Raw genomic sequence first — 21,985 nt, 5'->3', positions numbered from 1 at the left:
TCTTCTGACTCGAACTTTTGTGTCGTTCTAGACCTGCGCTAATAGACCCACCAAACGCAGGTGACGCGGGCCAAAAATTTCCAGCACGCGTGGCCCCTCTGCAAAAAGCCCCAACTCATCCTTGCGAATGATCGCCTTAAGCCGCGCATCGACCCTCTTGCGCAGGGCCGGATATTCGATGCTCACCGCAATATCGTCCGGCTGCATCAGCGGCACGAAGACCAGCAGGTCGAGCCGCGCCAGCGCTTTCTCGATTTTCGAAAGAAGCTTGCCCGTGGGAAACCACTCAAAGCCCTCATCCTCGCTGATCACCTCAAGATAGGCGAGAAAGTCGATCGGGCTGCGATCGAAGACGATCAGGCTCTCCTCAGCCTCCGACAGGATCAGTGCGCAGCTTCTCTCCAGTTGCAGTTCCAGATCGGCACTGGTCGGCCCATCGGCAAACGGCACCCCCTCCTCGGCCATGAGCCAATAGGGTTCCGGCACCAGCAGAGCGTCACGCCGCGCCGCCACAAGATCTTCCACCAGCGTGGTCTTGCCCACGCCATGCGTTCCCGTCACGGCAATCCGCATGCTTTGCCCTCCCCGAAGCGTTCACTCTTGAAATCCAGATTGCCACGGTGCGGCCGAAAATCCGGCAAGGCACCATCTCCACTTTTCTGTCGACACATTGATGCCATTTGGGGCAAAGTCCGACGCAAAGGAATAAAAACATAAAAATCTGTTGACAGAAACTGCCGGGAGAGCTTCGCATGGCCGAATTCAAGCCCAAGAAATCCGTAGCCCTGTCGGGCGTCGTCGCCGGCAACACGGCGCTTTGCACCGTCGGCCGCAGCGGCAATGACCTCCATTATCGCGGCTACGATATTCTGGACCTGGCGCGCAATTGCGAATTCGAGGAAGTCGCCCATCTCCTCGTCCATGGCGCCCTGCCCACTCGCCCCGAACTCGCCGCTTACAAAGCCAAACTAAGATCCCTCCGCGGCCTCCCCGCGGCCGTCCGCCAGTCGCTCGAACTTTTGCCCGCCGCCACCCATCCCATGGATGTGCTGCGCACTGGCGTCTCGGCCCTCGGCTGCATCCTCCCCGAAGCGCACGATCACAACCATGCCGCCGCCCGCGACATTGCCGATCGCCTGATCGCCAGCCAGGGCTCCATGCTGCTCTATTGGTACCATTTCTCCCAGAACGGCCGCCGCATCGAGGTCGAAACCGAAGACGATTCCGTCGGCGGCCACTTCCTGCATCTGCTGCACGGCAAGGCGCCAAGCCCGAGCCACGTAAAGGCCATGCACGTCTCGTTGATCCTCTACGCCGAGCACGAATTCAACGCGTCCACCTTCACCGCCCGTGTCATCGCCGGCACCGGCTCGGACATCTACTCCGCCCTCGCCGGCGCTATCGGCGCGTTGCGCGGCCCAAAGCATGGCGGGGCTAATGAAGTCGCCTTCGACATCCAGAAGCGCTACGCCAATCCCGACCAAGCCGAAGCCGACATTCGCCAACGCGTCGAGAACAAGGAAGTCATCATCGGCTTCGGCCACCCGGTCTACACCGTGTCCGACCCGCGCAACGAGGTCATCAAGACCGTCTCGGCGGAACTCTCCAAGGAAGCCGGCTCGACAAAAATGTACGACATCGCCGAGCGCATCGAATCCACCATGATGGATGCGAAAAAGATGTTCCCCAATCTCGATTGGTTCAGCGCCGTCTCCTACCACATGATGGGCGTACCCACTGCCATGTTCACGCCCCTCTTCGTCATCGCGCGCACCTCGGGCTGGTCGGCCCATGTCATCGAGCAGCGCCAGGACAACAAGATCATCCGGCCCTCGGCCAATTATACCGGCCCCGACGATCTGGCTTTCGTGCCGATCGATCAGCGCTAAACCCAAGGACTTTTCGCCATGCCCTATCTTCTCTCCTCGGACCTGCCGAACGAGCCCGCGGGCCTCCGCTTCCGCGCACTGATCGAACGCGGCGGCATTCTGCGCCTGCCCGGCGCGCACAATGGCATGGCCTCGCTTCAAGCCAAGGCCGCCGGCTTTGAAGCGCTCTATCTCTCGGGCGCCGCCATGACCGCCTCCATGGGCCTGCCAGATCTCGGCATTATCACCGTCGATGAAGTCTCCTTCTTCATCAAACAGGTGGCCCGCGCCTCGGGCCTGCCGGTGCTGGTCGATGGGGATACCGGCTATGGCGAAGCGCTCAATGTCATGCACATGGTCCGCGCCTTCGAAGAAGCCGGCGCTGGCGCCGTGCATCTTGAAGACCAGCTCCTCCCCAAGAAGTGCGGCCACCTCAACGACAAGAAGCTGGCGACCGCCCACGACATGGCCGCCAAGGTCAACGCCGCCGCCAAGGCCCGCAGAAACCTTTACATCATCGCCCGCACCGACGCCGCCGCCAGCGAAGGCATCGACGGCGCTGTCGCCCGCGCCAAAATGTATATGGAAGCCGGCGCCGACGCGATTTTCCCCGAGGCGCTGAACACCGCCGAAATGTTCCGCGAATTCGCTTCCCGCATGCCCGGCGTACCGCTCCTCGCCAATATGACCGAATTCGGCAAGACCCCCTTCTTCACCGCCTCCGAATTCGAAGACATGGGCTACCGCATGGTTATCTGGCCGGTCTCCTCGCTTCGCGTCGCTAACAAGGCCCAGGAAAAGCTCTACGCCACCCTTGCCGCCGATGGCTCGACCAAGGCCATGGTGCCGGAAATGCAGACCCGCGCAGAGCTCTACGCCACGATTGGGCTGGCCGATTACGAAGCTCTCGATGCCTCCATCGTGGCGACGATTGTACCCGAGCCGATCTGAGGGATAGGCGCAGCCTCACCTCTCCCTCGGGGGAGAGGTCGACGCGAAGCGTCACCGAATTCGCTTTGGCGAATTCGGTTGGGTGAGGGGGCCTTCGGCAAACACTGAGCAATAGGAAGGCCCCCCTCACCCGGCCCTGCGGGCCGACCTCTCCCCCAGAGGGAGAGGTGGGTGCGAGACCTAAAGGCAGTGAATATGCCCGCTCTCGAAAAACTGGAAATCCCACCCAGCTTTTGCTATTCACCCGCCCATGAGCGAAGAATTTGAACGTCCCGTCCTGACGCCCCCCACCGGCGAGAAGAAAGTGCTGCTCCATTCCTGCTGCGCCCCCTGTTCGGGCGAGGTGATGGAGGCAATGCTGGCCTCGGGCGTCGAATATACGATCTTCTTCTACAATCCCAACATTCACCCCAAGCGCGAATATCTCCTGCGCAAGGACGAGAATGTGCGCTTTGCCGAGAAGAACAACGTGCCGTTCATCGACGCCGATTATGACCGCGACAATTGGTTTGCGCGCGCCAAAGGCATGGAGCACGAGCCCGAGCGCGGCATTCGCTGCACCATGTGCTTCGACATGCGCTTCGAGCGCACCGCGCTCTACGCTCATGAACACGGTTTTCCGGTGATGACGAGCTCGCTCGGCATTTCGCGCTGGAAAAACATGGCCCAGATCAACGAGAGCGGCAAACGCGCCGTCGCGCCCTATGAGGGTCTCTCCTATTGGGACTACAACTGGCGCAAGGGCGGCGGCTCGGCCCGCATGATCGAGATTTCCAAACGCGAAGAATTCTATCAGCAGGAATATTGCGGCTGCGTCTATTCCCTGCGCGATACCAACGAGCACCGCGTCTCCACCGGCCGCGAACGCATCGTCCTGGGCCAGAACTACTATGGCAAGGACACGACGTCCGAATAGTAGCGCCGTCGGCAAGTCAATAATTGTGGCCAAAAGATGTTCCGCAGTGAAACACTGCGGATATGCACCATTAATTCACCCTTCGGACATTTGACCGAAAATGTTACCGGACTTGGTGAATTAACAAGGTATGAAATTAGGTTTTCGTTAACCCTGTATTGCCTAGCTTGGTGATCGCTAATCAGCAGGCCGAGGGCCGTTGCTAGCGTTTCTGGGCTAGAATCGGGTTTGACGTGACATGCGGGACACTAAAAAGCTTTGGCGCGCAGCCGGCTACCTGCTGCGAAACGGCATGCTTGCCGGCCTTTCGGCGTGTCTCCTTGCCGCCTGTTCCACCACCAGCGACATGCCGGCTTCCGAAGCCCAGATCGTCCGCGCCTCCTCCGCCTTCATCCTGCCCCCGCCCGGCGGCCCGGCCATCGTCACCGTGGTCGAAACGCGTTTCCCCAATGCCATCCGGCAGGACGTTTCGCTCGCGACGGAAGCGCGTAGCGTCGGCGAAAACAAGATCAGCATCATCCGCTTCACCGGGCGGGGTGGCGATGGCAGCGACGCCGCGCTCAAGGATATTCCCTTCACCCAGGTCAACCTGACCGAAGAAGCCCTGGCCGCCTGGCCCAATTCGGGAATGGCCGTCTCGCCCTATTATGTGCAAAACGCCTATGGCCCCTTCGGCTATGCCATTGCAAAGCCGCCAAACGGCGATAGTTGCCTCTATGCCTGGCAGCGCATCGAGCCGGCCCTGAAACCCTCCGGCGCTGTCGATCGCGGCGCCATCATCATCCGCCTGCAACTCTGCCGTCGCGGCGTCTCCGAAGAAATGCTGCTGAGCACCATGTATAATCTGCGCCTCAACATAGAGGTCTTCCCCGCCCTCCGCGCCCCCGCCGCCATCGGCCGGATCGCGGCCCCGATAAAGCCCATCGGCGCCGCCGGCTTTGCCGAAGTCATCCCCACGAGCCAGCCCGCGCCCCGCCCCGCGGCCGCCCAGCCGCGCCCGGCCCCGGTCGCAACGCCCGCCGTCACCACTATTCCCGTGCCGCCACCCGGCGCGCCCATCGTCCCCGGCCCAACGGGCACCGGCGGCCAGACCGGTGCAGTCGTGCCGCGCCCGCCCGCCACGTCCGTCATTGTTCCCTCGCCGAGCGCGAGCGGAAACTGACGCCCAGAGGAGCCCAGGATGAACAAGGCGCTCACCGTCGTCATCTGGATCGCCATCTCGGCGATCGTCCTGCTCCTTGTCACCATACCCGTGAGCCTTCAGGCGCATCTTGTGATGGGCGCCATCCTGCTCGGCGCCATGCTGGTCATCAAAATCCTCCGGCTCGACGGCAATTGGCGCCTGCTGCTCCTCACCTTCGGTACCATCATCGTGCTGCGCTATGCCTTCTGGCGCACCACCAGCACGCTGCCGCCCGTCGAGCAATGGATGGACTTCATCCCCGGCCTGATCCTCTATCTGGCCGAGATGTACTGCATTCTCATGCTCTTCCTCAGCCTCTTCGTGGTCGTGCGGCCCATGCCCAGCCACGTCTCGATCCGCCTGCCCCGGGACGAGCCGGTGCCGACGGTGGATGTCTTCATCCCAAGCTATAACGAAGACTATGAACTCCTCGCCGGCACCCTCGCCGCTGCTCGCGGCATGGACTATCCCGAGGATCGCTTCACCGTCTGGCTGCTCGATGATGGCTCGACCGAAGCCAAGCGCGACCACCCGGATCCCGAACAGGCCGCATCAGCCCAGGAGCGGCATGAACAGCTCCAACAGCTCTGCGAAGAGCTCGGCTGCCGCTACTTGACCCGCGCCCGCAACGAACACGCCAAGGCCGGCAATCTCAACAATGGCCTCGCCAATTCAACGGGCGAATTCGTCGCCGTCTTCGACGCCGACCACGCCCCGGCCCGCGATTTCCTCCAGGAAACAGTTCCCCACTTCGCTCGCGACAACCAGCTCTTCCTCGTCCAGACCCCGCACTTCTTCCTCAATCCCGACCCGCTCGAGAGGAACCTCCGCACCTTCGAGGTCATGCCGTCGGAAAACGAGATGTTCTACGGCATCATCCAGCGCGGGCTCGATCGCTGGAACGCCGCCTTCTTCTGCGGCTCCGCCGCCCTCCTCCGCCGCGAGGCCCTTGCCACCAACAATGGCTTTTCCGGCAAGAGCATCACCGAGGACTGCGAAACCGCCATCGAGCTCCATAGCCGGGGCTGGAACTCCATCTATATCGACAAGCCCCTCGTTGCCGGCCTCCAGCCTGTCACCTTTGCCAGCTTCATCGGCCAGCGCACCCGCTGGGCCCAGGGCATGATGCAGATCCTCTTGTTCAGCTTCCCGCTGTTCAAGTCCGGCCTCAGCCTCCCCCAGCGCCTCTGCTATCTCTCCTCGACGTTGTTCTGGCTCTTCCCGCTGCCGCGCATGATCTTTCTCTTTGCGCCCTTCTTCTACCTCTTCCTCGATCTCCAGATCTTCACCGCCTCGGCCGGCGAGTTCGCCGCCTATACCCTCACCTATGTGGTGGTGAATCTCGTCATGCAGAACTCGCTCTTCGGGCGCTGGCGCTGGCCGTGGATTTCCGAGCTCTACGAATATATCCAGTCGGTGCACCTCTTGGGCGCGCTCTTTTCAGTCGCGAGAAATCCCTACAAACCGAGCTTCAAGGTCACCGCCAAGGACGAGAGCGTCGAAACCGCGCGCCTCTCCGAACTCGCCCGGCCCTTTTACCTCATCTTCCTGCTCCTGATCCTTGCCGTCGCCATGACCATCTACAAGATCGGCGCCGAGCCCTATCAGGCCGAGGTGACCATGGTCGTCGGCGGCTGGAACATTTTTAATCTCATCCTCGCCGGTTGCGCCCTCGGCGTCGTCTCCGAGCGCCGCGAGGGCTGGGGCAGCCGCCGCGTCGCCGTCGAACGACGCTGCGAAGTGCGCGGCGCCGATGGCAACTGGGTCAAGGCCGGCTTCGTCAATGTCTCGAGCGGCGGCGTCGCCGTGCGCCTGCCCAATGGCGCCGCAGGCCTCGGCCGCGGCATGCCTACCACCGTCCGCTTCACCCCGCTCTCCGACACTATCGGCATCGACGAAATGCCCGTCTTCATCCGCTCCGTCACCCAGGAGAGCAAGGGCGTCATCTTCGGCTGCCGCTATATGCCCGAGCGCGGCCAGCACTACCGCCTGATTGCCGATCTCATCTATGCCAATTCCGGCAACTGGCAGGCGCGCCAGAGCGCTCGCCAGGTCAATATCGGCATTATCCGCGGCACCATTCGCTTCCTCGGCATCGCGCTCTACCAGACGGGCCGTGGTTTGGGCTACCTGCTCCGTTTCGGTTCTGGAAGGGTGCTCGGCAAATGATGCGCCGCACTCTTCTTACCTCTATCGCGCTCCTCACGACGCTCGGACCTACCTTGGCCCAGCCCGCCCCCTTCGACATGTCGCCCGAAAGCGACCGCGTAGTTGTCCCCGCGCCATCAGTATCAGACGAAACCATTCCGGCGCCGGTTGAAGAGGTCGCGCCGCTCACCTTCTCGCGCTTTCTCGTGCCCGGCACCAATCTGCGCCTCGTGGGCGAAGAGGCGAGGCAGGGCGTCGTCGTTTACCTGACCGACGCCCAGGCCGCTGCCCCCGCCACCCTCAATTTCTCGCTCCTCAATGCGCTCGTCGTCGCGCCCGAAATTTCGAACCTGCGCGTCCGCATCAACCAGACCGAGATCGCGGCTACGCCCATCGCCTCCTCGTCCGGCGCTACCCCCATCAGCATCGCCGTTCCCGCGGGCGTGCTCCGCCCCGGCGCCAATATCGTCGAATTCCGGGCCACCCAGCGTCATCGCACCGATTGCACGGTGGAATCGACCTATCAGCTCTGGACCGAAATAGCCGGCAGCAGCGCCCAACTCGTCTTCGAGGGCGAAAACCTCGAACGCATCACGCAACTGACCGATATCGGTGCCGTCGGCGTCGATGAAACCGGCAATACCACCCTGCGCCTCATCGCCCCGGACATGACCGACCCCGCGGCGCAGGCAGCAGCGCTACATCTGGTCCAGCAGATCGGCCTCGCTTTGCGCACGCCAAAACTCAGCGTGATCCTCGCCGACGCTCCCGCCGAGGAGCGCCTTCCCGGCGTCCTCGATGTCGCCATCATGCCCGCAGCAGAACTGCCGCCCGCCTTTGAGGCGGCGCAGGCCCAGGCCAGCGCCGGCCCGCTCGCCGCCATGCTGCCCATGCCCTCCGGCGCCGATACGCTCGTGGTCTCGGGCCCGACCTGGGATACCATCGTGCGCGCCGGCGACGCCCTCCTCACGGCCGCTCCCGTCTCGCCGGAGCGGCCGCGCTTCGACCTGCCCAATCCCCTGCCTCTCTTGCAAGGCGGCGCCACGGCGACCCTTGCCAGCCTCGGCATCGACCGGCTCGAATTCAACGGCCGGCGCTTTACCACCCAGTTGCAGTTCGAACTGCCCTCCGATTTCTACGCCTATCGCTATGGCGAACTCGAATTGGTGCTCGATGCGGCCTATTCGAGCGACGTGCTGCCCGGCAGCGAAATCGACATCTACACCAATGGCGAGATTGCCTCGGCAACGCCCCTGCTGCGCACCGATGGCGGCACACTCAAGGATACGCGCATCCGTATCCCCATGACCAATCTGCGCCCCGGCCGCAATGAGGCAACGCTGGCCGTCAACCTGCAGACCCGGTCCGACGCGGTCTGCAGTCCCGGCTGGACCGGCGCCGCGCCCGCCCGCTTCGTTCTCTCCAGCAACAGCTATCTGCGCCTGCCCGATTACGCCCGCGCCACCGCCGTACCCGATCTTCAGGTGCTCACCGGTTCGGCCTGGCCCTATGCCGATGATGAAGCCGTGCCCCTGGCCCTCAGCCAGGACCAGGATTCGCTCGTCGCAGCCATGATGTTCGCCGCCCGCATCGCCACCGCGTCGGGCCGGGTCATCACCTTCGATATCGTGCCGCAGGACAATCTGGCCCCCGAGGCCAATGCCATCCTCGTCATGCCCACCACAGCTCTGTCGCCGCTCAATCTGGGCCGCACCGGCATAGGCACCGCCTCCTCGGGTCAGGGCAGCGACGATACCCTGCTCGACCAGTTCGGCAATAGCCGACCCGAAGGTCCGCTTTCCGGCATTTCCAACTGGCTCCAGCAGACCGTGGGACTGGACCTCGCCGATCTCAGGCTTGTCCCCGCCCCCGACCTGCCCTATGCCCCGGCCGCCGACGCGCTCGTCGTCTCGCAGGTCCGCCAGCCCGAAGGCGGCATCTGGACGGTCCTGACCTCCACCACCGCTCCGGCTCTTCACGCCGGCACCGAAAGACTGATCGATACGCCCAAATGGCGCAGCATTGCCGGCCGCGTCAGCGCCCTGGCGCCGGGCGAGGACGACATCGCCGTCGTTCCTGCCAATGCGGTGTCCATCGTCACGCCGGAATCCGTCTCCCCCTTCAACCTGCGCCGCGTCGCCGCCAACTGGTTCTCGGGCAATATTTTGTACTTTGCCCTCGCCATCGTGGTCGGCGCCGTACTCCTGATGCTGATCACCTCTCGCGTCCTGACCAAGATCGGGAGACCCTCGCCATGAAGCGCCTGGCAACGCTCCTCCTGGGAGGAATCATGACGGTTCCCGCCTGTGCCGCGCCCGCCATCACGCCGGAAGAATGGCAAAGCTATCTCGACGCCTTCGTGAGCCCCGAAGGCCGCGTCATCGACACCGCCAATGGCAATATCAGCCATAGCGAAAGCCAGGGCTATGGTCTCGTCCTTGCCGCACTGGCGGAAGACCGGTCCGGTTTCGAGCGCATCCTCAATTTCACCAAAACCGAGCTCATGATCCGCGACGATGGCCTTGCCGCCTGGCGCTGGGAGCCGGATGCCGACCCGCACGTCACCGACACGAACAATGCCACCGACGGCGATATGCTCATTGCCTATGGCCTGCTGCTCGCCAGTGACCTCTGGGGCGAGACTACATTCTTCACCGAGGCCGCCGCCATGGTCGCGACCATGGGCCGCAATCTTCTCGTCTCCGCCGATGGCCTGCCGGCCATTCTTCCCGGCACCGAGGGCTTTGCCGGCAACGACGCGACCGCCGGACAGCCCATCCTCAATCCCTCCTACTGGATTTTCGAAACCCTGCCGCGTTTCGACAGCCTCGATCCGGTCATCGACTGGAACGCCGTAACCGAAACCGGGCTGGAACTCCTCCGTCGCGCCTCCACGACACCCGCCGGCATTCCCGGCGACTGGGTGGTCATGGCCGGCGGCGCCATCGGCCCCGCCCCCGATTTTCCGGCCGAGTTCGGCTATAACGGCATTCGCATTCCGCTCTATCTGATGCGCGCCGGGCTTGATCCCGCTTTTCTCGAACCTTTTCGCGCCAAGGCCTCCTCGGCTGGCCTCTTCAAGATCGATCTCGCGACCGGCAATGCCATGGAGCCCATTGACGAACCGGGCTATCGTCTCATTCAGGCCGGCATGGAATGTGTCGCCACCGGCCAGCCCGTACCCGAGGAGCTGCGCACCCTGCAAACCACCAGCTACTACGCCGCGACCCTGCAATTGCTGATGCTGGACCACCTGCGCCGCCAGCGTCCCAACTGTCTTGGCCTTGAGGCGCAATCATGAAGCGCTTCGCCCTGACCCTCTGCCTCATCGGCATCTCGCTGCCCGCCATGGCCCAGGCCATTGCCCCCTTCGGCGTCGATCCCATGACCGTCTCGGAAACCGGTCCCGCGCCGTCTGCCAGCCCCCAGCCTGCCCCCTTTGCCGCGGAAATGCCGGTGCAGACCGAGATAGGCATAACCCTTCCCGACCCCATCCTCACCGCCCAGGCGCCGCCGCAGACCTCGGCCTCCGGCGCACCGGACGAAACCGCCCTGCGCTATTTCGCCCAGCAGGGCGATACCGTCCGCCTGCAGCGCGAAATCGAGCGCCTCCGCGCGCTCTATCCCAATTGGCAACCGCCCGCCGATCCGCTGACCACCGATTTCGTGCCCGACCAGTCCATCGTGCGCATCTGGGATCTCGTCACCGCCGGCGACTATGCCGGCGCCCGCGCCGCCATCGCCGAGAAAAAGGCCGCCGATCCCGGCTTCGTGCCCACGGCCGATCTCACCGAAACCATCGAGCGCGGCGAAGCCGGCACGCGCCTCCGCGCCGCTTCCGATGCCAGCCAATTTGACGAAGTCGTCTCCATCGCCGCCAATGCGCCGCAGCTCCTGACCTGCTCCAGCGTCGACAATCTCTGGCGCCTCGCCGAAGCCTTCATCAAGACCGGCGCCCAACAACGCGGCTCCGACGCCTATTCCTATATCCTCACCAATTGCACAGACCCCGGCGAGCGTTTTGCCACCATGCAAAAGGCCATCGACCTGCTCGACCGCACGGCGCTGACCCCCCTCCTCGCGCTCGAAAAAGACGGGGAATTCTCCCCCCTCCGCCTCGATCTCGCCCGCCGCGCCGTCGCTGCCGCCCTCGATGAAGGCGGTGCCGCTCCTGCGACCGACGATGTCGATCTCCTCGCCAAAGCCGCCATGGCCGACAAGAATGCCGAGGACCTGCGCCTCCTCGGCTATTTCGAACTCGATCGCAATCGCCCGACCGAAGCCCGCCGCTTCTTCGAAGCCGCCAATTCCGCCGTCCCCTCGGCCGAGTCTGCGCAAGGCCTCGGCGTCGCCCTCGTGCAACTGAACGACCCTGCCGCCGCCGAAGCGGCCCTCGCCGAATATCGCGACGACAACGAAGACATCGCCAAAGTCTATCGCGACGCCGCCGCCGCCACCCTCGCCCGCGAACCGCGCCTTGCCGTCTCCGAAACCATTCTGGGCCGCATCGTCGAAACCACGATCGCCACCCGCGACGCGGGCCTCGCCCAGGAACTTGGCTGGTACGCCTATGCCTTCAACCAGCCCCAGACCGCGCTCGAATGGTTTCAAACCGCCCTCGGCTGGCAGGCCGATCTCGAACCCGCCGCCTATGGCCTGATGGTCTCCGCCAATGCCCTTGGTGACACTGCCCGCGTCGAGGAAATCCGCCGCACCTGGGGCGGCCGCTCTGTCCGCATCGCCCAGTTCGGCAACCTGACTTCGCTCACCTCACCCTCTTCCGTCGTGCCGCTGCCAAAACCGCGGCCGGCCCACCTCACCCAGGTCCAAACCGTCCGCGTGGCCCAGCAACAGGCACCAAGGCAAGTCCAGCAAGCCGAAGCCTCCTCCAGCGGAGGCAGGGGTGGCGGTGGCGGATGCCAGACCTTCCGCCCGCCAAACTCCCTCTCGCCCGGCGGCGCTCTCTCCCATGCCTGGTGTCTGATGGATCTCAACCGCCCCGCCCAGGCGGTTGATCATTTTGGTCGGGCCCTCGACTCGGCCAATGAGGCGACCCGCAGCGACGCCGCCTATGGCCGCGCCCTCGCCTTCATCCGCCTCGGCCTCCCCGACGAGGCCGCCGTCGCCGCCGCTGCCGCCCCCCTTTCGGACAAGCGCGTGGTCGAACTCCAGACCGCCATCCTGACCCTCAAGGCCACCAGCGCCTACAATATCGGCGAATATCAGCTCGCCCTCGCCATGCTCGACGCGCGCGCCCAATACGCGGCCGAGCGCAACGATCTCCTGACCCTGCGCGCCTGGAGCTATTATCACCTGCGCCGCTATGCCGAAGCCGAGCGCATCTTCGAAGCCGTCGCCGCCACCGGCTATGGCGATGCCGTCTCCGGTCTCGATGCCGCCCGCGCCTCGCTCCGCAGCGCCCAAAGCCAGTAAAAATCAGCCAAACGGCCGCCGCGCCTTTTCGAACGCCACCGCCCCCGTCAGCGTCTTGCCCAGCGCCTGCCGCCACCCCTTGAGCTTGGCCTTGCGCCTGGCCGGCGCCATGCGCGGTAAAAACTCCTGGTGAAAATCCCGCCGCGCCCCGAAGCGATCCGCCTCCGGCCAAAGCCCTTTCTTCCACGCCGTCAGCCAGGCCGTCCCCAACGCCGTCACCTCCGGCACCCGCGTACAATCGACCGGCAGATCCAGAATATCGGCCAAAAACTGCATGGTCCAATCCGAGGCCACCATGCCGCCATCGACGCGCAGCACCATGGCCTCTTCGAGCTTCAAATCGCGCCGCATCGCCTCGAACATGTCGCGCGACTGAAACCCCACCGCCTCCAGCGCCGCCCGCACCAGCTCCGCCCGCCGGCTATTGCGCGTGAGCCCCGTCACGATCCCGCGCGCCTCATTGTCCCACCACGGCGCCCCGAGCCCTGAAAAGGCCGGCACGAGATAAACCGCTTCATCAGGATCGGAAGCCGCCGCCAGCGCATCCGCCTCCGGCCAATCCCTGATGATCCCCAGATCGTCGCGCAGCCATTGCAACGCCCCGCCAATGGTAAAAATCACCCCTTCGAGCGCATAGGTGGTCTTGCCCGCCAACCGATAGGCCACCGTGGTCAGCAACCGATGCCGCGATTTGACGCAAACGCTCCCGGTATTGAGGAGGGCAAAACAACTCGTCCCATAGGTCGATTTGGCCATGCCCGGCGCAAAACACCCCTGCCCGATCAGCGCCGCCTGCTGGTCCCCGACAACCCCATGGATGGGCACCGCCGCCCCGAGCACACCCGGATCGGTCAGCCCGAAATCATCAGCGCTGTCCAACACGCGCGGCAGCATGGACCGAGGCACATCGAAGAGATCGACGAGATCCTCATGCCAGTCGCCCGATTTCAGATCATAAAACAGCGTTCGACTGGCATTGGTGGCATCGGTCGCATGCACCCTGCCCCCGGTCAGCCGCCAGATCAACCAGCTGTCCACCGTGCCAAAAGCTAGCTCGCCCCGCCGCGCCCGTTGCCGCGCCCCCTTCACATGGTCGAGGATCCACTTGACCTTCGGTCCCGAAAAATACGGCGCCAACATCAGCCCGGTGCGCCGCCGCACCAGCTTGTCCGCCTCCGGCCGGCTCTGGCGCAGGCGCTGGCACGTCTCGGCCGCCCTAATGTCCCGCCACACCACCGCATTATGGATCGCCATGCCGGTCTTTCGGTCCCAGACAATGGTGGTCTCGCGCTGATTGGTAATGCCGATCCCGGCAAGGTCGGCGGCGCTAATCCCCGCCTTGCGCAGCGCCGTCTTGCTGGCCCAGAGACACGTGGCCCAGATTTCCTCGGGCACATGCTCAACCCAGCCGGGCGCGGGCTGGTGCTGGGTAAAGTCCATGCGCCCCATGCCCACGATATTCTGTGCGGCGTCGAAAATCACGGCCCGGCTAGACGTCGTGCCCTGGTCGATGACCAGAATATAGGCTCCCATGCCGCCGCCCGCCCCTATACTTGCCCATTTCAAGTAGAGCGCCAAAAAACCACTTTGGGCAATCGCTTCATCTCGTGCAGGGCGCCGGGAAATGCTAGATTTGATCGCCCCTGCGAAAGCACACGTTCATGGTGAAGTCCGAGCGTCGTCTGGTTCCCATAGTTTCGGTCGATGTCGTCGGCTTCTCCCGGCTCGTCCAGCACGATGAACCCAAGACGGTGCGCCTCGTCCGCCAGACCTATGGCCACTTCACCAAGGACATTGCTGAACGCGGCGGCACTATCTTCAAGACCATGGGCGATGGCTTCCTCGCCGAGTTCAGCAGTGCCCTCACCGCGCTCGATTGGGTCGCCGATGCCCAGCGCGAATTGCACCAGCGCCAGATCAAGGCGCCGGGCGGAGAAATTCTGCAGGTGCGCGCCGGCATCGTCATGGCCGATGTGCTGGTGCATGGCGACGATCTCTTCGGCAATGGCGTCAATCTCGCCGTGCGCGTGCAGGGGGTTTCTCCGCCCGGCGGCATGGCTGTCACCAAATGGATGCATGCCTATCTCGGCGCCGAGACCGATCTCGCCTTCACCGATATCGGCCCCACCATTCTCAAAAATATCCCGCGCACCGTGCATCTCTATGTCTGGCACCCGAGCGGCGCAGCAAAAGCCCTGCCCAAGAAGGACGAGACACCCATCGTCGCGCCGTCGAGCCGCCCGTCGGTCGTGGTCCTCCCCTTCGACAATCTCTCCGGCGAAGCCGACCAGGCCTATTTCGCCGATGCCGTGGTCGAAGAAATCACCGCCACCCTGGCGCGCATTCGCGATTTCTTCGTCATCGCCCGCAATTCCGCCTTTTCCTACAAGGGCCGCTCGCTCGACGTGCGCCAGGTCGGCCGCGAACTGGGCGTACGCTATGCCGTGGAAGGCAGCGTGCGCCGCGTCGGCCACAAGGTGCGGATAACAGCCCAATTGGTCGAAACCGAAAGCGGCAACCACATCTGGTCCGACAAGGTCAATGGCACGGTGGAAGACCTCTTCGACCTGCAGGACACCATGGCAGCGCTCGTTGCCAGCGCCATCCAGCCCTCCATCCGCCAGGCCGAAATCGAACGCGCCCTCTCAAAGCGCCCCGATACGCTCGCCGCCTACGATCTCGTCATGCGCGCCATGCCCCAGCTCTGGGCCCATCAACCCGCCGCCAATCGCGAAGCCATCGCGCTCCTGCAACAGGCGCTGGCGCTCGAACCCAATTATGGCCTTGCCGCGGCCCTTGTCGGTTGGGCCCATGGCCAGCAGATCGCCTACAATTGGACCGACGACATTCCCGGCGAGCGCGCCGAAGCGCAAAAAGCCATCGACCGCGCCTCTGAATCCGCCATCGGCAACCCCACCGCCATGGCCGCTCTCGCCTCCGCCATCATGCAGACCGGCGGCGATGTCGCCCGCGCCAGAGACCTTGCCGAGCGTGCCCTGGTGCTCGACCCCAACCACGCCTGGGCCTGGCTCAGAAAGGCTTTTGGTCTTGTCTATCTTGGCCAGCCCGACGAGGCGATCGAGGCGTTCCAGGCCTCGCTGCGCCTCAGCCCCATGGACCCCTTCGCCTTCAACATGCTGCTGGGCACGGCCCTCGCCCATTTCGCTGCCGGCCGCTCGCAGGAGGCCGTGGATTTCGCCAGCCGGGCGCTTGCCGAACGGCCCAACCTCAACTGGCCCTTCCGGGACTTGGCGAGCTACTACGCTGCTCTCGGCGACCTGACCGCCGCCACCGCCGCCCTCGAAAAATTCCGCGCCGCCCGCCCCGGCATAGACCTCGCCACCATCCGCGACAGCCTGCGCTTCATGCACCCGGATTTGCTGGAAAAGTATATGGCGGGCCTCGCCAAAGCTGGGCTGAAGGAAAAGGCGGAAGTGGTTTCATTGTAGGTTGGGGCTCCCACACCCTCCCAGCCTCCCCCATCAAGGGGGAGGTGCCGCATCGAGTTTGCGGTACGATGTTGCCCCACCCTCAGTCCCTTCACCTCCCCCTTTGATGGGGGAGGCTGGGAGGGGGTGGGGCCCCAGGCGCAAACAGGAAAGGCTACCCCTCTGCGAGCAACTTCCGCAGCTTGGCCAGGGCCGTCGCGCTATCCTCGCGATAGGCGATGGTCCCCTCGAAATTCCCCTCGCTATTGAGCAGGAAAATCGAGGCCGTATGGTCCATCGTATAGTCGCCGTCTTCGAGCGGCACCTTCTGGTAGTAGATCGCCCAGGCCTTTGCCGCCTTCTCGATCTCTTCCGGCGTGCCGGTCACCCCGGTGACATGCCCCGTCCAGGCGACATAATCGCCGATGATATCGGCCGTATCGCGCTCCGGATCGACCGTCACGAAATAGGCCTTGAGGTCCTTGGCCTCGTCGCCGAGCGCCTCGTACCACGAGGTCATTTCAGCGAGCGATGTCGGGCACACTTCCGGGCAATGGGTAAAGCCGAAGAACAGCATGGAGGGCGCGCCGGCAAAACTCTGCCGGTTGAACGCTTCCCCACTCGCCGTCACCAGCTGGTAGTCGCCATCACCGAGGTTCTGGGCGACGCTGGGGCGCGTCGCCGTATAGGTGTAGAGCCCGACAGCACCAAGCCCTGCCACCGCAACCAGCGTCCAGAGAACGGCACGCAGGCGCCCGAGATTACTCATGGCTCGCCTTGTCCCCATGCTCGCAACCGGCCGGCGCATCGGCGGAAGCCGCGCCCGCCACCAGTTCCACGACCACCGTGCCGGCCTTTTCGAAGGTCAGCGTAACGGGAACGACATCGCCTTCCTTGATCGTGCCATTGAGGCCCATGAACATCAGGTGGAAGCCACCCGGCTCCAGGGCGACAGTTTCGCCGGCGGGGATTTCGAGCCCATCCTTGAGCTGCCGCATCTTCATGACATCGCCTTCCATGGCCATTTCATGAATCTGGGCCTCTTTGGCAATGTCGGTAGTGACCGAAACCAGCCGATCAGCTTCCGTGCCGGTATTGGTAACGGTGAAGAAGCCACCGCCCACAGGCGCGTTGGGCAGCGTGGCGCGGGTGAATGCACCGCTGATTTCAAGCGCGCCGAGCTTTACGGCAGCGCCGGCATGCTCGGCGGCTTCCGTAGCATCATGGCTATGGCCCTCATGGGCAAAGACCGGCAGGGCGGAAGAAAAAGCAGCAAGAAAGGCCATGGCAATGGCGGAACGACGAAGCGTCATGTGATCCTCGAAGGAAACAGGAATTGGCCGCAAGGCAGCCGGAAAAGCGAAAACCGTGGATCAGGCGGTTTGAGGCGGCCCGCGCGGTTGCCCCGGATGCTCCATCGGCCTTGCCGGACCGGAATGGGCAGTGGCTTCAAAATGAACGGGATCGGCATCCCGCACCACTGGCGGCTGGACCACCGGAGGCAACACCGCCACAAACTGGGATTTGCCAACGCCGGTCAGCGGGCACTTTGCCGCCGTCGGCGTGTCGCTGTCGCCCCGCTCGGGATTGGCCACGGACGTACAGACCGACCAGGAGACGCTGGATTCAAAACCGAGCCGCGCCAGTTCGCGCTGCAGCCCTGCCGACTGGTGCAGCGGCGCCAGCAGCACGAGCATATAGAGCGCCAGAACCGCAATGGCGGCGCCCACTTCTCGTCCAATATGGCGCATGCTTTTGGGCATGACGTCTCCCCGATATGGGATTTCTGCTACGCTTTGCCCGCAAAAGAAGCAAGGCGCGCAGTGTCGCAGAGCTAAATTCTAGGCCGTTCGGGCAAGCTCTGCCTGATTGACATGAAACAGCGCCGCCACCACGTCCGATTGCGTCACCATGCCGGCCAGCTTGCCGGCCACGTCCACCACCGGCACATGGTGGTGCCCGGTCTCGGCCATTACCTGCACCACCCGCGCAATCGGCGTCGACACCGGTACCGAGCGCACATCGCTTGTCATCACGTCCCGCACCTTGCCCCGCAACGGCCGGTCCGAATTGCCGATGGACCGCAGCCGCCAGCCCAGACCCGAGCCCGTCGCCGAAGGCCCCCAATCCGCCTTGTCCAAAAGATCGGTCTGCGTGACGATCCCCACCACGCGTCGCTCCGCATCCACCACCGGCAGCGCCTTGACCCCATTGGTCCTGAGCAGTTTGAGCGCAATCCGCAGCGACGTGCCCGGCATGACGCTGGCCACCTTCTGCGACATCACCGCCGAAGCAATCACGCCACCCGAACGCCGGTTGAAGGCCAGCACCTCGGCCCGCTGCAACACCTCTTCGAGATCATCCGGATCGACCGGCACCACCTCGTCGCGCTCGCGAATGGCCGTTGTTAGATCGTCCACCGTCACCCCGAGCCCACCCGTCTTGCTGGCCGAAACCACCGGCGCATGCACCTGCACGCGGTGCGGATAGACCTTGCCGGTCAACCGATTGTAGCCAATGGCCGCCATAAGCAACGCCAGCGATCCCGTCAGCACCGGCCAGAGCACATAGAAAAATCCCAGATCGTGAATGGCCGGTCCACCCAGCACTGCCGTCAGCGCCACCGCTCCGCTCGGCGGATGCAGACACTTGAACGTCAGCAAGAGGCCAATGCTGACCCCCAGCGCCAGCGCCGCCGCCACGCTCTGGTCCGGCACCAGCATGGCCGCCATGACCCCAACCACGGCCGCGATGCCATTACCCCCGATGATCGACCAGGGCTGCGCCAGGGGACTTGCCGGCACAGCAAAGAGCAAAACCGCCGAGGCTCCCAGCGGCGCAATCAAGAGCGGCGCCGCCGCAGCCGGCAAAGCCAGCCGCCCGATGATCCCGACCACCAGAATGCCGAGGCACGCCCCCATAGCCGCGCGCACACGCTCAAGCGGACTGACGGCAACGAGATGCGGAACGAGGTGGGAGAACAGGGCTGGAATTTTCATGGCCCCGCTTCCTAAAGCGAGTGCCCGCCGCAGCCAAGGCATGCCCAACCAAATGCATCGGCAAAACTAAAACGGCCTTCTTCTTTCACCGACCAGCCGCCGATGCGGCACTCAACGTTACCAGTCTGCTAACCAACTCGCATCCGAACCGGCCCCAATCCCCACGCTTTGATCCCGAGCAAAGCACGGCTGAAACAATCGGCTAGCGTCCCCCGAAAATTCCGCAAGGGCACCATCATGAGCGCGCCGATTGAAGCCTTGAACCGCCGCTACGCCGATCTGCTCGGCATCTGCGACCAGCTAGAAGCGGTCGCAGACAGCCTGCCCAACAATGTCTCCACCAGCCAATGCGGCCGGCTTGCGATTGAAATCGTTGATCTTTTGGCTCTCACGCATCGCGAAGAAGAAACCACCCTGCTCCCCCTCCTCGCGGCCTCGCCCCGCCCCGAACTGCGCCAGCTCGCCCGCCGCCTTCGCGAGGAACACGACTATGACGACGACGCCGTGATCGAAGTCCGCGAAACCCTTCTCGCCCTCGCCGCGTACCATCCCCTCCAGTCCGCCGACGCCACCGGCTACCTCCTCCGCTCCTTCTTCGAAAGCCTCCGCCGCCACGTCCGGGCCGACAAAGATCTCCTCGCCATCATCTCCAACCTTACGCCTTAGCCTTTGCCACATAAGGGAAATTTACACCGTATTTAACAAAGGTCTCCCGCGATCACGCAGAAATGCCGGGGTCGGATAAACCAATTCGTCACTTCGCTGGTGCATATCTGAATGAATCAGAGGCAGCACCCATGACGCTTTCGCCTTCTCCTGAGGGCCATTCCGTTTCTGCACAAATCGTCTGGGCCGCTGTGGTTCTGGCGATCTGCCTCGCTGTCGTAGCCGTGGTCTCGGTCTCCTGGGCCATGGGCCGCATCGACGACCGCGCCCTCGACGAGCAAAAGCAAACCATTGAAGTTGCTCTATTTGAGGCGCGCGCCCGGCTCGCCGCCGACCAGGCCGCAACCACCGTCACCCTTGAAGAAGTTGCTTCCGAAACGGACGAGCTCGACCGCCGCCTGACGACGGCGCTGGGGCACGACCGCGCCTATATCCTGGCGCCCGATGGCAAGGTCCTCCGTGCCTCGGTCGATGGCCACTACGCCGGCAGGATATTTACCCTCGCCGATTCCTTCGTCCTGCAACCGATCATCGACCGCCTGCGCCTGCGGATCGCCAGGGCCGCCTTCGACGACCCCAGCCTGCGCTCCAACGATGCCGCGGGCATCCTGGCGCTGAGAACGGTGGGATTTGCTGATAGCGGCCAAGGCTTTGTCAGCATTCGCCCCATGACGTCCCTCAGCGACGACAACGCCATTGATGATCACCTGCTCATCTCGATCAAGCTGATCGACCAGACCATGTTGCAGGATATCGGCAAGCAGTTCGGCATCGCCAATATCAGGCGCGTCGCCCATCCCAACAGCGCCGGCTGGCTCCCGATACTCAATTGGGAAGGCGCTACGCTGACCTATCTCGCCTGGACACCGGCCAAGCCAGCACAGGCCCTGCTGGGCGAAGCAGCGCCGGCCCTGATCACCATGCTGGCAATGGTGGGCGTGGCCATGGCCGCCCTGCTGGTCTGGCTGCGGCGAACCTCGCTCACCATGGAAGCAAGCCGTGCCCACGCCACCTATTTCGCCCTGCACGATCCCCTGACGGGCCTCGCCAATCGCGCCCTCTTCGAAACACGCCTCAAGCAGGCTAAGGACTATGAATTCCTGGCTGAAACCAAGGTGTTGCTGATCTCAGTGGATATCGACCGCTTCAAGGAGATCAATGATTCATGGGGGCATGCCGCGGGCGATCAATTGCTGCGCGAAGTCGCCAAACGCCTGATGATCGAGATGCCCGAAGAGGCGACCGTCGCCCGCCTCGGCGGCGACGAATTCGCCATCATCCATCCCGGCATTCTGAGCGAAGGCCAGGCGCGCTGGATCTGCCAGCGGCTGGTCCAATATACGCGGACACCTCTGACCATCGGCAGCGAGCGGATCAATGTGACGCTGAGCCTGGGCGCCGCGCTCGAAAAGGGAGACGAGGTGACGCCGGAGGAAATCCTGCGCCGCGCCGATGTTGCTCTCTATGCCGCAAAACTGGCCGGGCGCGACGGTTTCGCGCTCTACAGCCCCGAGATGGACCGCGAAAAGCGCGAGCGGCGCACGCTCGAAATCGAGTTGCGCAATGCCCTCTTGACCGGAGAAGGCCTGCATCTCCTCTACCAGCCCATCCATGGCAGCCTCAGCGGCAAGATCGCGGGGGCCGAAGCGCTGATCCGCTGGATGCATCCGACGCGGGGCCTGCTCTCCCCCGACCATTTCATCGCCCTCGCCGAAGAGTGCGACATCATCGATCAACTGGGCGAATGGGTTCTGCGAGAGGCATGCCGCTTCGCAGTGTCGTCCGACCTGCCCCGCATCGCCGTAAATGTCTCGCCAGTCCAGTTTCACAATGCCCGGCTTGCCGAGCGCATCCTGGCAATCCTCGTCGAAACAGGCCTGACACCGGACCGGCTGGAAGTGGAAATTACCGAAGGCGTCTTGCTGCAAAACTCCACCCAGACCCAGGAAATCCTCGCTACGCTCCGGCAAGCGGGCGTCAGCATCGCACTCGATGATTTCGGCACGGGCTATGCATCGATCAGCTATCTGCGCAGCTATGCCGTCGACAAACTCAAGATCGACAAATCCTATTCCCAACTCGTCGGCACCGACCCGGTTGTGGGCCATATCGTTCGTCTGATCGTCGAAACGGCGCGTGCTCTGGGCATGTCCGTCACGGCGGAGGGTGTCGAAAACCAGGACCAGCGCCGCAAGCTGACATCCATGGGCTGCACCTACCTCCAGGGCTATTTCTTTGCTCGCCCACTCTCGCCTGACGACATGCGGGGCGCTCTCTCCCGGAACATGAAGAACGGCATCGACCAGAAGCTTGCCTGATCCCCATAGGGCTTCACGCAAAGGTCACGCGCAGCGCATAAGCGCTTTTCCCAAGGAAACACGATGTGGCTGGAG

Annotated in this window: 17 protein-coding genes; 11 read left to right on the top strand and 6 right to left on the bottom strand. The window is 63.8% G+C overall.

What is annotated here, in order from left to right; genetic code table 11:
* Positions 1 to 27: 27 nt before the first annotated feature.
* Positions 28 to 573 carry an AAA family ATPase gene (locus J7557_RS09645; protein ID WP_291419750.1) on the bottom strand — a complete coding sequence of 182 codons (546 nt, stop codon included), beginning with the start codon at positions 571 to 573 and terminating at the stop codon, positions 28 to 30.
* A gap of 179 nt (positions 574 to 752) precedes the next feature.
* On the opposite strand from J7557_RS09645, the gene prpC reads away from it, so the two are divergent.
* From prpC to J7557_RS09605, 8 genes are all read left to right on the top strand, one after another.
* Positions 753 to 1,889: a 2-methylcitrate synthase gene (gene prpC / locus J7557_RS09640; RefSeq protein WP_291419748.1), complete on the top strand. Its 1,137-nt coding sequence runs from the start codon at positions 753 to 755 to the stop codon at positions 1,887 to 1,889.
* Positions 1,890 to 1,907: 18 nt separating this feature from the next.
* Positions 1,908 to 2,819, top strand: a complete 912-nt coding sequence (gene prpB / locus J7557_RS09635) for a methylisocitrate lyase (protein WP_291419746.1) — start codon at positions 1,908 to 1,910, stop codon at positions 2,817 to 2,819.
* A gap of 250 nt (positions 2,820 to 3,069) precedes the next feature.
* On the top strand, positions 3,070 to 3,735 hold the full coding sequence (locus J7557_RS09630) for an epoxyqueuosine reductase QueH (protein WP_035078157.1): 666 nt from the start codon (positions 3,070 to 3,072) through the stop codon (positions 3,733 to 3,735).
* 238 nt (positions 3,736 to 3,973) lie between these two features.
* On the top strand, positions 3,974 to 4,897 hold the full coding sequence (gene bcsN / locus J7557_RS09625; RefSeq protein ID WP_291419742.1) for a cellulose biosynthesis protein BcsN: 924 nt from the start codon (positions 3,974 to 3,976) through the stop codon (positions 4,895 to 4,897).
* A gap of 18 nt (positions 4,898 to 4,915) precedes the next feature.
* Complete coding sequence (gene bcsA / locus J7557_RS09620) at positions 4,916 to 7,087, top strand: UDP-forming cellulose synthase catalytic subunit (RefSeq protein ID WP_291419740.1); 2,172 nt, start codon at positions 4,916 to 4,918, stop codon at positions 7,085 to 7,087.
* Complete coding sequence (locus J7557_RS09615) at positions 7,084 to 9,324, top strand: cellulose biosynthesis cyclic di-GMP-binding regulatory protein BcsB (RefSeq protein ID WP_291419738.1); 2,241 nt, start codon at positions 7,084 to 7,086, stop codon at positions 9,322 to 9,324. The genes bcsA and J7557_RS09615 overlap by 4 nt, the downstream gene beginning before the upstream one ends.
* Positions 9,325 to 9,356: 32 nt before the next feature.
* Positions 9,357 to 10,367, top strand: coding sequence for a glycosyl hydrolase family 8 (locus J7557_RS09610; RefSeq protein WP_291419736.1), 1,011 nt, complete (start codon positions 9,357 to 9,359; stop codon positions 10,365 to 10,367).
* A complete protein-coding gene (locus tag J7557_RS09605; RefSeq protein WP_291419734.1) occupies positions 10,364 to 12,499 on the top strand; it encodes a cellulose synthase in 2,136 nt (711 codons plus the stop codon). The genes J7557_RS09610 and J7557_RS09605 overlap by 4 nt, the downstream gene beginning before the upstream one ends.
* Before the next feature lie 3 nt (positions 12,500 to 12,502).
* On the opposite strand, the gene glpK is transcribed toward J7557_RS09605, so the two are convergent.
* A complete protein-coding gene (gene glpK, locus J7557_RS09600) occupies positions 12,503 to 14,032 on the bottom strand; it encodes a glycerol kinase GlpK (protein ID WP_291419732.1) in 1,530 nt (509 codons plus the stop codon).
* A gap of 128 nt (positions 14,033 to 14,160) precedes the next feature.
* Here glpK and J7557_RS09595 point away from each other — a divergent pair, with 128 nt between their 5' ends.
* Positions 14,161 to 15,948 carry an adenylate/guanylate cyclase domain-containing protein gene (locus J7557_RS09595; RefSeq protein WP_291419730.1) on the top strand — a complete coding sequence of 596 codons (1,788 nt, stop codon included), beginning with the start codon at positions 14,161 to 14,163 and terminating at the stop codon, positions 15,946 to 15,948.
* A 154-nt stretch (positions 15,949 to 16,102) separates the two neighbouring features.
* Here J7557_RS09595 and J7557_RS09590 read toward each other — a convergent pair whose 3' ends face one another.
* The 4 genes from J7557_RS09590 to J7557_RS09575 form a co-directional block, all read right to left on the bottom strand.
* Entirely contained in the window at positions 16,103 to 16,696 is a 594-nt protein-coding gene (locus tag J7557_RS09590) for an SCO family protein (RefSeq protein ID WP_291419727.1), read from the bottom strand.
* Positions 16,689 to 17,240 (bottom strand): copper chaperone PCu(A)C, encoded by a 552-nt coding sequence (locus tag J7557_RS09585; RefSeq protein ID WP_291419725.1) that lies wholly within the window; start codon positions 17,238 to 17,240, stop codon positions 16,689 to 16,691. The genes J7557_RS09590 and J7557_RS09585 overlap by 8 nt, the downstream gene beginning before the upstream one ends.
* A 60-nt stretch (positions 17,241 to 17,300) precedes the next feature.
* Positions 17,301 to 17,690, bottom strand: a complete 390-nt coding sequence (locus tag J7557_RS09580) for a hypothetical protein (RefSeq protein ID WP_291419723.1) — start codon at positions 17,688 to 17,690, stop codon at positions 17,301 to 17,303.
* A 78-nt stretch (positions 17,691 to 17,768) separates the two neighbouring features.
* On the bottom strand, positions 17,769 to 18,926 hold the full coding sequence (locus tag J7557_RS09575) for an HPP family protein (protein WP_291419721.1): 1,158 nt from the start codon (positions 18,924 to 18,926) through the stop codon (positions 17,769 to 17,771).
* Positions 18,927 to 19,163: 237 nt separating this feature from the next.
* On the opposite strand from J7557_RS09575, the gene J7557_RS09570 reads away from it, so the two are divergent.
* Both J7557_RS09570 and J7557_RS09565 read left to right on the top strand, forming a co-directional pair.
* Complete coding sequence (locus J7557_RS09570) at positions 19,164 to 19,592, top strand: hemerythrin domain-containing protein (protein ID WP_291419719.1); 429 nt, start codon at positions 19,164 to 19,166, stop codon at positions 19,590 to 19,592.
* Positions 19,593 to 19,723: 131 nt separating this feature from the next.
* The gene (locus J7557_RS09565; RefSeq protein ID WP_291419717.1) at positions 19,724 to 21,910 is read left to right on the top strand and encodes a bifunctional diguanylate cyclase/phosphodiesterase; all 2,187 of its coding nucleotides are present in this window, start codon (positions 19,724 to 19,726) and stop codon (positions 21,908 to 21,910) included.
* Positions 21,911 to 21,985 lie beyond the last annotated feature (75 nt).

This window comes from Devosia sp. (genome assembly GCF_017744655.1).
Taxonomy (GTDB): Bacteria; Pseudomonadota; Alphaproteobacteria; order Rhizobiales; family Devosiaceae; genus Devosia.
Note: the sequence above shows the minus strand (reverse complement) of the source record. Positions and strands in the feature narration are given on the sequence as shown.

Excerpts from the sequence above, each read along its gene's own strand:
- J7557_RS09615 (WP_291419738.1), top strand. The coding sequence starts at position 7,084 with ATGATGCGCCGCACTCTTCTTACCTCTATCGCGCTCCTCACGACGCTC.
- prpC (WP_291419748.1), top strand. The coding sequence starts at position 753 with ATGGCCGAATTCAAGCCCAAGAAATCCGTAGCCCTGTCGGGCGTCGTC.
- bcsN (WP_291419742.1), top strand. The coding sequence starts at position 3,974 with ATGCGGGACACTAAAAAGCTTTGGCGCGCAGCCGGCTACCTGCTGCGA.
- J7557_RS09610 (WP_291419736.1), top strand. The coding sequence starts at position 9,357 with ATGACGGTTCCCGCCTGTGCCGCGCCCGCCATCACGCCGGAAGAATGG.
- J7557_RS09575 (WP_291419721.1), bottom strand. The coding sequence starts at position 18,926 with ATGAAAATTCCAGCCCTGTTCTCCCACCTCGTTCCGCATCTCGTTGCC.
- J7557_RS09580 (WP_291419723.1), bottom strand. The coding sequence starts at position 17,690 with ATGCCCAAAAGCATGCGCCATATTGGACGAGAAGTGGGCGCCGCCATT.
- J7557_RS09595 (WP_291419730.1), top strand. The coding sequence starts at position 14,161 with ATGGTGAAGTCCGAGCGTCGTCTGGTTCCCATAGTTTCGGTCGATGTC.
- J7557_RS09565 (WP_291419717.1), top strand. The coding sequence starts at position 19,724 with ATGACGCTTTCGCCTTCTCCTGAGGGCCATTCCGTTTCTGCACAAATC.
- prpB (WP_291419746.1), top strand. The coding sequence starts at position 1,908 with ATGCCCTATCTTCTCTCCTCGGACCTGCCGAACGAGCCCGCGGGCCTC.
- J7557_RS09585 (WP_291419725.1), bottom strand. The coding sequence starts at position 17,240 with ATGACGCTTCGTCGTTCCGCCATTGCCATGGCCTTTCTTGCTGCTTTT.
- J7557_RS09570 (WP_291419719.1), top strand. The coding sequence starts at position 19,164 with ATGAGCGCGCCGATTGAAGCCTTGAACCGCCGCTACGCCGATCTGCTC.
- J7557_RS09630 (WP_035078157.1), top strand. The coding sequence starts at position 3,070 with ATGAGCGAAGAATTTGAACGTCCCGTCCTGACGCCCCCCACCGGCGAG.
- J7557_RS09605 (WP_291419734.1), top strand. The coding sequence starts at position 10,364 with ATGAAGCGCTTCGCCCTGACCCTCTGCCTCATCGGCATCTCGCTGCCC.
- bcsA (WP_291419740.1), top strand. The coding sequence starts at position 4,916 with ATGAACAAGGCGCTCACCGTCGTCATCTGGATCGCCATCTCGGCGATC.
- glpK (WP_291419732.1), bottom strand. The coding sequence starts at position 14,032 with ATGGGAGCCTATATTCTGGTCATCGACCAGGGCACGACGTCTAGCCGG.
- J7557_RS09590 (WP_291419727.1), bottom strand. The coding sequence starts at position 16,696 with ATGAGTAATCTCGGGCGCCTGCGTGCCGTTCTCTGGACGCTGGTTGCG.
- J7557_RS09645 (WP_291419750.1), bottom strand. The coding sequence starts at position 573 with ATGCGGATTGCCGTGACGGGAACGCATGGCGTGGGCAAGACCACGCTG.